Annotated in this window: 17 protein-coding genes; 15 read left to right on the plus strand and 2 right to left on the minus strand. The window is 47.2% G+C overall.

What is annotated here, in order from left to right:
- Positions 1–332: 332 nt before the first annotated feature.
- Positions 333–833, minus strand: coding sequence for a DUF4871 domain-containing protein (locus AB1K89_RS16110; protein WP_413055728.1), 501 nt, complete (start codon positions 831–833; stop codon positions 333–335).
- Positions 834–1,155: 322 nt separating this feature from the next.
- On the opposite strand from AB1K89_RS16110, the gene AB1K89_RS16115 reads away from it, so the two are divergent.
- The 15 genes from AB1K89_RS16115 (at position 1,156) to rsmI (ending at position 13,630) form a co-directional block, all read left to right on the plus strand.
- On the plus strand, positions 1,156–2,364 hold the full coding sequence (locus AB1K89_RS16115; RefSeq protein WP_413055729.1) for a sensor histidine kinase: 1,209 nt from the start codon (positions 1,156–1,158) through the stop codon (positions 2,362–2,364).
- Complete coding sequence (locus tag AB1K89_RS16120) at positions 2,361–3,014, plus strand: response regulator (RefSeq protein WP_413055730.1); 654 nt, start codon at positions 2,361–2,363, stop codon at positions 3,012–3,014. Before AB1K89_RS16115 ends, AB1K89_RS16120 begins: the two co-directional genes overlap by 4 nt.
- 130 nt (positions 3,015–3,144) lie before the next feature.
- The gene (locus AB1K89_RS16125; protein WP_413055731.1) at positions 3,145–4,077 is read left to right on the plus strand and encodes an ABC transporter ATP-binding protein; all 933 of its coding nucleotides are present in this window, start codon (positions 3,145–3,147) and stop codon (positions 4,075–4,077) included.
- 10 nt (positions 4,078–4,087) lie between these two features.
- The gene (locus AB1K89_RS16130) at positions 4,088–5,284 is read left to right on the plus strand and encodes an ABC transporter permease (protein ID WP_413055732.1); all 1,197 of its coding nucleotides are present in this window, start codon (positions 4,088–4,090) and stop codon (positions 5,282–5,284) included.
- A gap of 12 nt (positions 5,285–5,296) precedes the next feature.
- Complete coding sequence (locus AB1K89_RS16135; RefSeq protein WP_413055733.1) at positions 5,297–6,442, plus strand: ABC transporter permease; 1,146 nt, start codon at positions 5,297–5,299, stop codon at positions 6,440–6,442.
- Positions 6,443–6,541: 99 nt separating this feature from the next.
- The gene (locus AB1K89_RS16140) at positions 6,542–7,963 is read left to right on the plus strand and encodes an aminotransferase class I/II-fold pyridoxal phosphate-dependent enzyme (RefSeq protein WP_413055734.1); all 1,422 of its coding nucleotides are present in this window, start codon (positions 6,542–6,544) and stop codon (positions 7,961–7,963) included.
- Between the two features lie 12 nt (positions 7,964–7,975).
- Positions 7,976–8,623, plus strand: coding sequence for a dTMP kinase (gene tmk / locus AB1K89_RS16145; protein ID WP_413055735.1), 648 nt, complete (start codon positions 7,976–7,978; stop codon positions 8,621–8,623).
- 34 nt (positions 8,624–8,657) lie between these two features.
- Positions 8,658–8,987 (plus strand): cyclic di-AMP receptor DarA, encoded by a 330-nt coding sequence (locus tag AB1K89_RS16150; protein ID WP_060206001.1) that lies wholly within the window; start codon positions 8,658–8,660, stop codon positions 8,985–8,987.
- A 20-nt stretch (positions 8,988–9,007) separates the two neighbouring features.
- Positions 9,008–9,448 carry a YaaR family protein gene (locus AB1K89_RS16155; protein WP_413055736.1) on the plus strand — a complete coding sequence of 147 codons (441 nt, stop codon included), beginning with the start codon at positions 9,008–9,010 and terminating at the stop codon, positions 9,446–9,448.
- A gap of 46 nt (positions 9,449–9,494) precedes the next feature.
- Positions 9,495–10,499: a DNA polymerase III subunit delta' gene (holB, locus tag AB1K89_RS16160; protein ID WP_413055737.1), complete on the plus strand. Its 1,005-nt coding sequence runs from the start codon at positions 9,495–9,497 to the stop codon at positions 10,497–10,499.
- Positions 10,492–11,319, plus strand: coding sequence for a PSP1 domain-containing protein (locus AB1K89_RS16165; protein WP_413055738.1), 828 nt, complete (start codon positions 10,492–10,494; stop codon positions 11,317–11,319). The genes holB and AB1K89_RS16165 overlap by 8 nt, the downstream gene beginning before the upstream one ends.
- Before the next feature lie 13 nt (positions 11,320–11,332).
- Complete coding sequence (gene yabA / locus AB1K89_RS16170; protein ID WP_413055739.1) at positions 11,333–11,692, plus strand: DNA replication initiation control protein YabA; 360 nt, start codon at positions 11,333–11,335, stop codon at positions 11,690–11,692.
- A gap of 61 nt (positions 11,693–11,753) precedes the next feature.
- Positions 11,754–12,503, plus strand: a complete 750-nt coding sequence (locus AB1K89_RS16175; protein ID WP_413055740.1) for a tRNA1(Val) (adenine(37)-N6)-methyltransferase — start codon at positions 11,754–11,756, stop codon at positions 12,501–12,503.
- On the plus strand, positions 12,487–12,774 hold the full coding sequence (locus tag AB1K89_RS16180) for a GIY-YIG nuclease family protein (RefSeq protein WP_413055741.1): 288 nt from the start codon (positions 12,487–12,489) through the stop codon (positions 12,772–12,774). Before AB1K89_RS16175 ends, AB1K89_RS16180 begins: the two co-directional genes overlap by 17 nt.
- On the plus strand, positions 12,752–13,630 hold the full coding sequence (rsmI, locus tag AB1K89_RS16185; RefSeq protein ID WP_413055742.1) for a 16S rRNA (cytidine(1402)-2'-O)-methyltransferase: 879 nt from the start codon (positions 12,752–12,754) through the stop codon (positions 13,628–13,630). Before AB1K89_RS16180 ends, rsmI begins: the two co-directional genes overlap by 23 nt.
- 57 nt (positions 13,631–13,687) lie before the next feature.
- On the opposite strand, the gene abrB is transcribed toward rsmI, so the two are convergent.
- Positions 13,688–13,963, minus strand: coding sequence for a transition state genes transcriptional regulator AbrB (abrB, locus tag AB1K89_RS16190; protein ID WP_252505014.1), 276 nt, complete (start codon positions 13,961–13,963; stop codon positions 13,688–13,690).
- Between the last annotated feature and the right edge of the window lie 85 nt (positions 13,964–14,048).

Consider the following 14,048-nt stretch of genomic DNA (forward strand, 5'->3'; position numbering starts at 1 on the left):
TTCAGCGCCGATGGTAGTAGGGGGCTTCCCCCTGTGAGAGTAGGACGTCGCCGGGCAAAGGCCATCCCCTGTGGGGGGTGGTTTTTTTGTGTTTAGCAATCCATCTACATTGGAGCAATATTGTAGAGTAAAGGGCAATGTGCCGCGTCCAAACAGTACCGCTTCACGTCCAAAGAAACTCATATCACGTCCAAAGCAACAGTCCTACGTCCAAAGGTCATGACTCCGCGCCCAAAGTAAGCCATTCCATGTCCAAAGAAACCCGTTCTACACCCTAAGAAAGCCCTCATTTCTCTTCTAAATACCGTCCTCTGCCATAGGGAGCGCACCTATCATTCATTAATTTCATAGATCAATACATCAAATAATTCTGCATTAGTATAAAGCAATATAGCCCATTCCCCTGCCTTAGGAATGTGTACGTTGGAAGGGGCGTGTGCATCTGCTCCGTTATTCGGTCCTCCAAGACCTGTCGTCCAACCGGTTGTTAAGACTGGATGGACAGTGCCGGTATCTCTGTGGAGGCCAACAACAGTTAGATTGGTTGCTGAAGGATCTTCAATTCCCCAAAGATGCCACATCCACTTTTGTTTTATAGTAATGCTTGGCATGTCGGCACCAATCACACCTGATTTGTTTTCATTACCAATAATATTGCGGTTGAATGTAACGGCTTTTTTATCCCAATCGATTTTCTCAAAATCACCCACTGCTACAAAGTCTGGTGTATCTTCAGGAAAAATGAACTCGCTTTCAACTGATTCATTTGCGGAGCAGCCGATGAGTAGAATAAGCATGCTTAAAACAAAGAACCTCCATGGCTTGTAATTCAAAAAAACCCCTCCTTCACAGATTCTCTTTTACTATCAATTATACCAACTTTCAGATATTAAAGGTTTATTTATTCGCGTTTATATTGATTTATGAGGTTTTATTTAGATTTATGCGTTTTTAGGTTGCTAACAAGTGTTTTCCGTCCGTATATAAAGGAAATTATCCTATCATCGCAATAAAAAGCCTCCCTTATAGACTTATCTTATCGCTATTGCTTAAAGACTATGAGTAGTTCATGATTAGGATAATAGACACTGGACGGGGTGCATTTATGAAACGTATTACTATCTTGGTCTTTGCAGAGAGAACGGGGGAGTGGGGATGAAAAGTTTCTCTTTGTTTTTATTTTCGTTAGTCAGGGTTTTGATGCTTGTCATTTTAAGCGGTTATTTTCTGCAGATGGTGGAAGCCGGTGGGGATCTCCGAACGATTTATATTATTTTCGCCATTCCTGTCTTTATCGTTAGCCATTTCATTCAAATGTCAAATGTTCGAACGATTGTCAGGGTGGTTTGCTCTTTCGTTGATTTCATTATGATTTCTGGATTCGGTTTTTTATTTCATGAGAGCGGTTATTTATATTTAATCTTTTTTGGTGTACTGTCTACGACTGTATTCTTACTGTATGAAAATAAAAAGCTTCTTGGACTCTTTTCAGGGTTGTTCTTTGCCGTATGGGTCATGATCAGTTTACAGATCTATGCGCAAACGAGCGTATTTTCACTTTCGAGTAATATCGTGAATGGGATGTTCGTCTTTTACGGCGCTTTTGTCGGAAGCCTCATCCGGAATTTCCGTAATGCAAAAGAGACGATATCTGTTCAATATGGGCAGTTGAATGAATCTCATGAAGCTTTGCAGGCTGCGCACAAGCAGTTGCGGGAATATGCGGAGCAAGTTGAGCAGTTGACGGTCATCCGGGAGCGGAATGAAATTGCTCGGGAGATCCACGATACAGTTGGCCATAAAATGACGGCACTCGTTGTCCAGCTGCAGGTGGCCCATGAAATGGCAGAGAGGGATGCGGGAAAAGCGAAAGAAGTGATTGCTGTCTGTGAGCAGTTGACGCGCGATTCCCTTCATGAGCTGCGGGTGTCTGTCAGGACATTAAAAGAGGATGGTCGGGGAATTTCATTTCACGAAGTGCTGCAGGAGCTGCTGGATGAGTTTTCTGCCATGACGCAAATGGAAACGCGTCTAACATTGAACAGTGACTCTTCCGCCATTCCCTCGCCCTTGCAACCGACGATTAAACGGATTGTCCAGGAAGGGTTGACGAATGCGAAGAAACATGGGAATGCCGGTGTTTGCCTAGTGGACATTCATCTAGAAGATAGTGAGATCCGTTTGACGATCAAGGACGATGGCATTGGGCAGAAAAATATTGTTCCGAATTTCGGTTTGATTAACATGAAGGAACGGGTTGTGGAGCATGGGGGTTCATTTGCAATCCGAAGCGAGGAAGGGGAAGGTTTTAGGATTTATATCACCTTTCCAATCGAGCGGGAAGAAGTGGGGGTGTCGGTATGATAAAAATCATGATTGTCGACGACCAGCCGTTGGTACGTGAAGGGCTCGGCACATTGCTTGGCTTGCGGCCCGGGATCGAAGTCGTCGGGATGGCCGAGGATGGGACAGATGCATTAAATAAAGCGTTGCTGCTTCAACCGGATATCGTGCTGATGGATATACGGATGCCTAAAACAAATGGGGTCGAAGGGACGAAGTTGATCAAGGAAAGGCTGCCAGATGTGAAAGTATTAATATTGACGACGTTCAATGACAGTGCATTTGTGTTCGATGCGCTCGGGGAAGGGGCGAGCGGATATTTGTTGAAGGATATGCCGACGGATACGATTGCTCAAGCCATCTTGACCGTCCATCATGGCGGTGTCGTGCTTCCGAAGGAGTTTACGTCACAAGTGCTGCCGGAGCTGCGAATGAAAAGTCATGATAAGCCTGTCGAATTTCCGGACGGACTAGGGGAGCTGTCGGATCGGGAAAGGGAGGTTCTCATGCATTTGGGGCAAGGGTTGAACAATAAGGAAATTGCCGACACGTTGTTCATCACAGAAGGAACAGTCAAGAACCATGTCTCCAATGTCATTCAGAAGCTTGGGCTCCGCGACCGTACACAGGCAGCCATATTTGCCGTACGGTATGGCATTACAATTTTTTAATACCACTTATTTCATAACACACTATGCAAAACGGCACATTGGTGTCGTTTTTTTTATGTCCAAAAATCTATCGCACGCTCGATGAAAGAAAAATGGCTAAAACGTAAGATGAGAGTAAGGAGGGGCTGTCATGCTTACAGTTGCGGACGTGAAAAAGAGCTATCAATCAAAAGAGGTGATTAGAGGGATATCGCTTGAAGTCAGGGAAGGAGAATCATTCGGATTGCTCGGTCCGAATGGTGCTGGCAAGTCGACATTGATTTCGATGATTTGCGGGCTGATTCCATCGAGTGGCGGTGAAATACGGATAGGTGGAAAACTTGTTGGCAAGCATTTACGGGAGATTAAACAGCTCATCGGCATGGTTCCTCAAGACATTGCACTTTACCCAACAATGTCGGCGCTCGATAATCTCATATTCTGGGGGAAGATGTACGGTCTATCGGGCAAAAAAGCGAAAGTGCGCGCGAAGGAAGTGTTGGAAATCGTCGGGCTCACGGAGCGCGCAAAGGATAGGATTGAAACTTTTTCGGGCGGAATGAAGCGGCGGATTAATATCGGGGCAGCACTCATGCACGAGCCGCAGCTGCTCATTATGGATGAACCGACGGTGGGCATCGATCCCCAATCTCGAAATCACATTTTGGAAACGGTCAAACGATTGAACGAGCAAGGGTTGACGGTCATCTATACGAGTCACTACATGGAAGAAGTGGAGTACCTTTGCAGGCGGATCGCCATTATCGACGAGGGGAAACTGATTGCAAGCGGAACGAAGAAAGATCTGGCCGATCGATTGGCGGGTGGGAGCGTGCTGAAGCTGGCGGTCGAATCGGCGGAACCCTCTTTCATTGAAAATCTGAAGACGTTGGACGGGGTTGAAAAGGTCATCACGAAGCCCGACGGTGAAATCCACCTGCATATGGAATCCGAAACGGAATTGCTGTCGGCTGTTATCGGACTTGCAAGCCGATCGAATGTACAAATACACAATATGCAGCTGGCGGAATCCAATTTGGAGACGTTATTCCTCCAATTGACGGGACGGACATTACGTGAATAGGGTGGGTGGAATGAAGAGCCTATTGATTGCCGGTAAAGACGTCAAAATCCTAGTAAAGGACCGGAAAGCGCTGCTCATGATGATTGTTATGCCAATCGTGTTGACAGCGATACTCGGTTCCGCACTGAAAGGAGCAATGGGAGGGGGAGGGATGCCTGAAACGGTATTAGGGGTTTATTCGAACGGCGCGAATGCGTGGGCGACATCTATCCTCCGTTCACTGGAAGATGAAGCGCTCGCCATAACAGTCGAGCAGGCATCGACGGAGAAACAACTGCATGAATGGATGGAGAAAGGGCGAGTGGATGTGGGAGTACTTATCCCGTCCGATTGGGGAGACGTATCAGGTGAAGGGCGTGCTGTCATTTTACCGGTTGCTGGACACGGATCCGAAGCAACAATCATCCGGCAGATTTTTGACACGTATGCCATGACAGCGGACGCCATCGCCGTTTCAACGGAGCTTCTGATGACAGAGGCGGCTACCATCTCTGCAGCTGGTGGAGAGGTGGATGTGAAGGCGTTGCATGACGGACTTGCCGCTACGCTGCAGTCGATTGCAAACGAGCCGAGGGACTATGTGGAGGAAACATCCGTCGGGGAACAATCTGTAAGTGCGATGCAATATTATGCCGCTGCGATGGCGGCAATGTTCCTTCTATTTAATGCAATGACAGGCGGAAAGTCATTCCATCGGGAGCGGCAGACGGAGACGATGACAAGGCTAATGATGACGCCGACTTCCGTCCGTTCCATTCTTGCCGGGAAGTTCATCGGGACATTCTTCTTCGCGTTCTTCCAGTTCACCATTTTCATGGCGGTGACACATTATCTATTGAAGGTCGACTGGGGCACGAACAGCTTGCAGACATTCTTTATCGCCATCTGTTACTGCATTGCTGTTTCCGGCCTGTCAATGGTGATGGCCGTCTTTACGACGGATGAGAAAATGGCAGATGTCGTCGGTAGCATGGGGGTTCAAGTTATGGCATTGCTTGGCGGCTCGATGTTGCCGTTATCGGTATTTCCGGAAGCCTTACGGAATATCGCGTTATTGACGCCGAATTCGTGGGCGCTGACAGGTTTCACGTCCATCATGTCCGGTACAGCCTGGTCTGCTTTATGGCTGCCTGCGGGAACCTTGCTGCTTATTGGCAGCATAGGGACCTTAGTCGGTTCGTTCAGATTAAAGCTTCATTCGTTATAGGAGGGGTGGATGATGAAGAGGATTGCAACGATTTGTCTATTTGAAATGAAACGGACATTTAAAAAGAAATGGGCATACGTCATGATGTTTGCCATGCCACTATTATTCACTTTGATTTTTGGAGCGTTATTCGGATCAGGCTCGGAGACGAAATGGCGTTTAGCGCTTGTCGATGAAGACCGGACCCCTTTCTCAGAACAGGTTGTAAAGCGGCTAATGACGAATGAAATGGTTACATTCGAATCGGTAGGAGAGGAACAGGCGAAGGAAATGCTCGCGGAGCAGGAGGTGCAAGGGGTAGTCACAATCGGAAAAGACGTTGCTGAAAAGTTTGTTAGTAAACAGCAGGCCATCCATCTTCAGTTTTTGCCGGGAACGACGGCGGCACCCTTGATTGAACAACAGATCAGTCGAACCATTCAAGGCATCGACATCTATCTTGCAGCAGCACAGGTAGGAAGTTTTTATCTGCAGGAAGACTGGGAATCAATCTTTGACAAACTTACTGCGAATGTAGGCCGGATCCATGCATGGACCGAACAAGGCTCAATTTCGCAGCAGGCTGGAATGACCGGTATTTCGTACAGCTCGGCAGGATTTGCCATCATGTTTGTCATGATGATGATGCTATCCATGACAGGTGTATTAATTGAGATGAGGCAGACGGGAATCTGGTCGAGATTGTTCCTGACACCCGCTACGAGGATAGAAATACTGGCCGGTTATTTCTTGTCATTTTTCCTCGTAGGGTGGATTCAGTTCTTCCTTCTCATCGTCCTTTCCTCGGTCCTGTTCGGCGTAGAGTGGGGAGATCCAATTGGTTTGTTAGTCCTGATCACTTCGCTGCTTCTATGTGTCGTCGGACTTGGTATTGCCATCGCAGGCTTTGTAAAGACGGCTGAGCAGCAAAATGCGATCGGCACCTTAGTGATCATTTCGACTTGTATGCTTGGCGGCGTCTATTGGCCTATCAGCATGGTGCCGGACATGATGCAGAAAATCGCCAATTTCGTCCCACAGGCATGGGCAATGGAAGGATTTACGACGCTCATTACGGAAGGCGGCGCTGTCGGAGATATCATGACGTCATACTTCGTATTGCTCGGATTTGCCGCTGTATTCCTTTCCATCGGATTGTCGAGAATAAGATATGTGTAAGGCCGGGTCCCCCTCGGCTTTTTTCATTTCCAGGAAGGAGTTTTCACCCTTAGTTAAGCGACTTCCTTTATAATGGTGACAAAGGAAGTGTGAATTGTAATGAATCAAGAATCAAAACCGCTTGTCCAAGCACTGAGCCAATTCAAGGAAAAGCGGCCGATCTCCTTTCATGTGCCAGGTCATAAAAATGGTTTGCTGTCCGGCTTACCGGAAGAAATGCAATCCGTTATGCAATACGATACGACGGAATTGGAAGGGCTGGATGATTTGCATGAGCCGTCTGGAGCGATTCGTGAAGCGGAGCAACGGCTTTCGGCTCTGTATCAATCCGACCGGAGCTTCTTTCTCGTCAATGGATCGACGGTCGGCAATTTGGCGATGATGTACACGGCATGCAGGCCTGGAGATACGGTCATCGTGCAGCGTAATGCGCATAAATCGATCTTCCATGCAATTGAATTGACAGGCGCCAAGCCGGTCTTTGTGTCACCCGCATGGGATGCCCAATCGAATACGCCGGGCGCTGTCTGTTTTGCACGGGTGAAGGAGGCGGTTGAAGCATATCCTCATGCTAAGGCGGTCGTTCTGACATATCCGACCTACTATGGGGTGGCAGGCGCAGAGCTTGCGGACATCATTCAATTCAGTCATTCAAAGGACATTCCCGTATTGGTGGATGAAGCGCATGGAGCCCATTTTGTCGCAGGAGGCGCATTTCCGCAATCCGCATTGGGGCTAGGGGCGGACGTCGTTGTACATTCTGCCCATAAAACATTGCCCGCTATGACGATGGCGTCGTTTTTACATATCAGGTCGACATTCATCTCTCCTGAAAGGATAGCGCATTATTTGGGCATGCTCCAATCGAGCAGCCCGTCCTATTTGCTTATGGCGTCCCTCGATGATGCACGGGCGTATGCCGAGTCCTATACGAAGGAAGATCAAGATGATTTTTTGGAAAATCGCCAAACTTTCATCGACAACCTGCTTACCATTCCGGCATTGCAAATCGTCGAAACGGACGATCCGTTGAAGCTATTGCTGCGAGCTGATGGGAATACAGGGTTTGAACTGCTTTCAAGACTCGAAGCGGAAGGCGTTTTCGCAGAACTCGCCGACCCGTTCCAAGTGCTTCTTGTTCTGCCGTTGCTGAAAAAGGGTAAAGAGTACCCGTTCAATGAAAGCGTGCAAAAGATTGCCGCTGCGGTGGACGGCTTGTCGATCAAGAAAGGGCAGGAAATAAATGAGTCGATTCCGATGGATGAAGGGCTGTCTACGCTGACCTATCTCCCGCAAGAACTTCTTGGGCGTGACACTGAATGGAAAACGATTGAAGAGTCTGTTGGCCATGTGGCGGCAGCTTCCATCATTCCTTATCCGCCTGGTATCCCGCTGCTTATCGGAGGGGAAACAGTTACGGAGCGGCATGTCGCGTCGCTTTTACAATACTTGCAAATGAATGCGAAATTTCAAGGAGCCGTTCGGGCTAATGATAGACAAATACAAGTAATCATTGATTGACGGAGGCATACTATGTTAAATAAAGGGATATTTATTACCTTTGAAGGTCCCGAAGGTGCAGGAAAAACGACTGTGATTGCAGAAATAAATAAGAGACTGGAGCAGGAAGGAAAAAAAACGATTCTTACCCGTGAACCAGGAGGCATCCGTATCTCGGAGAAAATCCGTGACATAATCCTCGACAACGATCATCAGGAGATGGATGGCAGGACGGAAGCACTCCTCTACGCGGCGGCCCGCCGTCAACATCTTGTCGAGAAGATCATTCCGGCAATGAAGGAAGGGAAGATCGTACTTTGCGACCGTTTCGTCGATAGTTCCCTCGCGTACCAAGGCTATGCACGTGGGCTCGGGATGGACGAAGTGATGTCCATCAACGCATTTGCAATTGGTGGGACAATGCCGAATCTAACCATTTACTTTGACATTTCGCCTGAAGAAGGATTGCAAAGGATTTCCCAAAACGACGGACGGGAGCAAAACCGTCTGGATAAAGAAACATTGCAGTTCCATGAAAAAGTTTACGAAGGCTATCAATTGCTGCTGCAACAGCACCCAGACCGCATCGTCAGTACAGACGCAAGCAAGCCGTTGTCAGAAGTAACTGAAAATGTTTGGAAAATTATAAGTTCTCAACTCATTTCTAAAGAGGATTCATGATATAATAATAAGAAAGCTAAAAGGAGAGGGTACCGTGAAATTGATTGTGGCAGTTGTACAGGACCAAGATAGCAACCGCTTGTCTGCGGCTTTGACGAAAAATGACTTTCGTGCTACGAAACTAGCCAGTACTGGAGGGTTTCTGCGGTCGGGGAACACGACTTTCCTCATCGGAACGGATGATAGCCTCGTTCCAAAAGCTTTGGAATTAATTCGTGAAAATTGCCGTTCGCGCGATCAGATGGTCGCTCCTGTTTCACCGATGGGCGGCAATGCCGACTCCTATATCCCATACCCTGTGGAAGTGGAAGTGGGCGGCGCGACGGTGTTTGTCTTGCCAATTGAACAATTTCATCATTTTTGATGAAATGAGGTGATGTAGAAATGAAAGTGAATGGAGAGTACCGGACCGGGCCCGATAAGCTCAGGAATGATCCATTGCGCTCGACGCAAGGGAACGCCCGGTTTGGTCAAATGGTTCTGAAACAGGAAGAACGCTTGCACGGCGAACAGATTACAAGACTTCTTGGAGACATTTCTTCGGCAGGGGACCGTCTTGCCCGTTCACGGAATTTAAGGGATATGGCTAAGTTCAAAATGCTCGTCCGACGTTTCCTGAAGGAGTCAGTTGAATCTGGTATGGGATTAAAACAATCTCATACGTGGAATCAGTTCGGCGAGGGACGAAGATTAAAGATTGTCCAGACGATCGATGAGAAGCTCATTGAATTGGCGGAAGCTTTATTGGATGATGAACAGACGTCTGTCGAGTTATTAGGGAAAATTGGGGAAATCAAAGGACTCCTCATCAATATATATAGATGACCCGTGTTTTTACACGTTTTTTGGAGCAAGGAGGTACAAGCTAAGCATGGAAGGCACGGAGAATGGCATCAAGCGAAGGCAAAAGGCCGTCATCGATAGATTGGAAGCGACCTACCGGAATAATCGGATTGGCCATGCCTATCTATTTGATGGCGAGGCGGGCACTGGAAAAGAAGAGGCAGCCATCCATTTTGCGAAGCTCTTGCTTTGTGAAAAGCCTGAAAATGCTGTTCCATGTGAAACATGTCGCAATTGCAGACGGGTTGCGTCAGGAAATCACCCGAATGTGGCGAAAATTGAACCGGATGGACAAGACATCAAGAAAGAGCAGATGTCTTCGTTGATTATGAAAATGACGCGAAAAGGGTATGAGCCGGGACGTAAGATGTATATCATATCCCGCGCGGACCGGATGAATGTTGCGGCTGCCAATACGCTGCTGAAGTTTTTGGAGGAACCTGAAGGGGAAGTGACGGCAATACTTCTGACCGATTCGTATCAGTCGATCCTTCCGACAATCCAATCTAGATGCCAGCGCGTCAGCTTCCTTCCCCCAAGGAGGGAAGAGATGATTGAAAAATTGACCGATGCAGGGGTTACCGCATCGATGGCTGCGACGGTTACGATGATGACAGCGGATATAGAGCAAGCAAAACAGCTTGCGGAAAATGATCAATTTGCACACATGCGAAAAACAGTGTTAAAATTGATTGAAGCATCAGATCGCAATGTCAATGAAGCGCTTCTGTTCATCCAATCGGAATGGTTGCCGGCAATGAAAGAGAAGGAAGACGTAGAGCGTGGTCTTGACTTGCTTCTCTATGCGTACCGTGATATCGTCTCGATGAAAGCCGGGCTGCAATCGGAATTAACGTATCCCGATCAGCAGCAAATTTTCCGCGGTCTATCGATGAAGATGACATACAGCCGGCTATCGGCCAATATGGAAGCGATTCTGCAAGCGAAGAAAAAGCTGTACGGCAATATGAACCGCACACTTTTAATGGAACAGCTGGTGCTCAATTTGCAGGAGGGGTTAACGCTTGTATAATGTTGTAGGTGTCCGCTTTAAAAAAGCGGGTAAAATATATTATTTCGATCCTCTCGATTATCCGCTTGACGTCGGTGATTATGTCATCGTCGAAACAGCCCGTGGAATCGAGTACGGAAAAGTCGCTAGTCCTGTGAGGGAAGTCGATGAAAATGACGTCGTCTTGCCACTTAAGAAAATCATCCGCAAGGCGCTTGTCGAAGACCAGATCCAAGTGGATGAAAACCGTGCGGATGCTGAGCAGGCCTTCGGTAAATGTGTTGAGAAGATACGGGAACATGAGCTGGACATGAAGCTTGTTGATGTGGAATATACGTTTGATCGCAATAAGATTGTCTTTTATTTCACAGCGGAAGGACGGGTCGATTTCCGCAATCTCGTAAAAGATCTGGCCGCCATTTTCCGAACGCGCATCGAATTGCGTCAAATCGGCGTCCGTGATGAGGCGAAAATGCTTGGAGGAATCGGACCGTGCGGAAGAATGCTCTGCTGTTCGACATTCCTGGGCGACTTTGAACCTGTATCCATCAAGATGGCGAAGGATCAGAACCTGTCACTCAACCCATCCAAAATCTCCGGATTATGCGGCCGCCTTATGTGTTGCCTGAAATACGAAAACGATGAATATGAAGAGGCCAAAGCCCTTATGCCCGATATCGGGGAGCGGGTTCAGACACCTGAAGGGCCAGGGAAAGTGGTCGGCTTAAATTTGCTTGAAAGAATTTTGCAAGTGAATTTGGCAGATCAGGAGCAGGTCTTGGAATATTCATGGGAAGAAATAGAGAGTCGAAAGAACTCAGTAGCTCAATTGACGAAATGATGGGGTGAAATAGTTGAAAGAAGGGAACTTTCTCGACAGAGTGATGGAGTTTGAGCAGCAGCTCGAAGCCATGCAGGAGCAATTCCGGGAACTTATTGGATTTGTGGCGAAGATGACGGAAGAGAACCACTCACTTCAACTGGAAAACCATCATCTCCGGACGCGGCTTGAAGAATTGACTGACAAAACTCAATTGATGGATGAAAAACGGCCGCCTGAAAAGCCCCACAGAGTCGATATCGGCGAAGGGGTGGACAACCTGGCCAGGATATATAATGAAGGATATCACGTCTGCAATGTCCATTACGGAAGCAGTCGTAAAGGGGAAGATTGTTTGTTCTGCCTATCCTTCCTGAGCAAACAGAATGCTTGAGATGAGCCGATCCTATAATCATGTAGGCATCGGCTCTTTTCTATTGAACGGAGGAAAATACATGGAGAGTTTATTGAAAGAAGATGAACGACTGGACTATCTATTGGCGGAAAACTTGCGGATTATTCAAAGCCCTTCCGTCTTTTCGTTTTCGCTCGATGCGGTCCTCCTTTCGAAATTTGCGTATGTACCGATCCGTTCGGGTAAAATTGTCGATTTATGCGCAGGCAACGGCGCGATTCCGCTTTTCCTAAGCGCCCGGACGAATGCTGACATCATAGCGGTTGAGCTGCAAGAGAGGCTTGCGGATATGGCACGGAGAAGTGTCGGTTATAATGGATTGGACGATCGGATAACAATTGTGAACGACGATGTGATTGGGATTGCTAGGAAAATTGGCTTTGAAAAATATGACACAGTCACATGCAATCCGCCCTATTTCCCAGCTATCGAAGCGAGTGAGAAAAACTTAAAGGAACATGTCGCGATTGCAAGGCATGAAATCCGACTGACGCTTGAACAAGCCGTACAGTCCGCCAGTGAGCTGCTGAAGCAAGGCGGGAAAGCGGCATTCGTCCATCGGCCGGGCAGGCTGCTAGATATTGTGACGGCAATGCGTGCGAACAGGCTTGAACCGAAAAGAATCCGTTTCGTATACCCGAAGGAAGGCAAAGAGGCTAACACATTATTAATTGAAGGAATAAAGGACGGCAAGCCTGATTTGAAAATATTGCCGCCACTCTACGTATACGGCGAAGACGGGGAGTATACCGAAGAAGTGAGGCTGTTATTATATGGACAAGACGAATGAGCATCTGTTCTATGTCCTGGAATGCAATGACGGCTCCTACTATGCAGGCTATACAAATGATTTAGAAAAGCGAATCCGTACCCATAATGAAGGAAAGGGCGCAAAATATACGCGTGCCAAGCTTCCAGTCCATCTCATCTACAGGGAAAGCTATGAAACGAAGCGGGACGCGATGCGGGCTGAATATCAGTTTAAGCAACTAACACGAGCGGCAAAGGAACGTTATATGAGGAAGGGGCAATGTATCGATGAAATCACAGAAAAGCGTTGAAGCAGGCTCCGCAAAGCTATTTCTTGTCGGAACGCCGATCGGCAATTTGGAGGATATGACATTCCGTGCAATCCGTATCTTGCAGGAAGCGGATATGATAGCTGCGGAAGATACGAGGAATACAATCAGGCTTTGCAACCACTTCGATATAAAAACACCACTCATGAGCTACCATGAGCATAATATCGAAAAAGGCGGAGAGAAAATCCTGTCTTTATTGGCGGAAGGGAAGACGGTCGCCTTGGTGAGTGATGCTGGGATGCCGTGCATTTCGGATCCGGGGAAAGATATTGCTACGAAAGCGATTGCAGAAGGTTTCGATGTCGTTCCGATCCCCGGAGCTAACGCTGCCATCAGTGCATTGGTCGCTTCCGGACTTCAGACGCAGCCATTTTATTTCTTCGGATTCCTATCGCGGCAGAAAAAGGAACGCACCGAGCAGTTACGGAAGCTCAAGCAAAAGGAGGAGACTTTGCTTCTGTATGAGGCTCCCCATCGCCTGAAGGAAACGGTCAAGGCTTTGGCAGAAGCATTCGGTGGGTTACGTCAAGTCGTGTTGGCAAGGGAATTGACAAAACGGTATGAAGAGTTCCTCCGGGGAACGCTTGAGGAAGCCGTTTCATGGGTGGAATCAAATGAAATTAGAGGGGAATTCTGTATCGTCATAGCAGGGAATGAGGACATGGAAGAAGAGACTGAAAAATGGTGGAAGGATATAAGCATTGATTCTCATGTAGAGATGATGATGGAGAAGGAAGGCGCTTCATCGAAGGAAGCAATCAAATTAGTGGCAGCGGAAAGAGGATTGTCCAAAAGGGATGTCTATCAGGAGTACCATGTGAACAGGAATTCATAATAAAAATCCAGAACAGTTATTTCGTTCTGGATTCAAATTATTATTGCGATGATAATATTATTTTATCTTCTCTTCGATCTCTTTAATGAGTTGTCTAGCGCCATCTTGGCTTAAAATCAGCTTTCCGTCGATAAGTTGCAAGTTATTGTCGGACACTTCGCCAGTGATTGAACAAGTCATATTCGGCATGTATTTCTTCAAGATAATTTTATCATCATCGACATAGATTTCTAAAGCATCTTTCTGCTCAATTCCAAGTGTACGACGAAGTTCGATTGGTATGACGACACGGCCTAATTCGTCGACTTTTCTAACGATTCCTGTAGATTTCATGACAAGAATTCCTCCTAAACGATTTAAATTTTCGTCAAAATTCGACATATTTCTCTTGTCTATCAAATATCATACCAAGACTTCC

The sequence above is a fragment of the Sporosarcina pasadenensis genome, from assembly GCF_047228845.1.
Lineage (GTDB): Bacteria > Bacillota > Bacilli > Bacillales_A > Planococcaceae > Sporosarcina.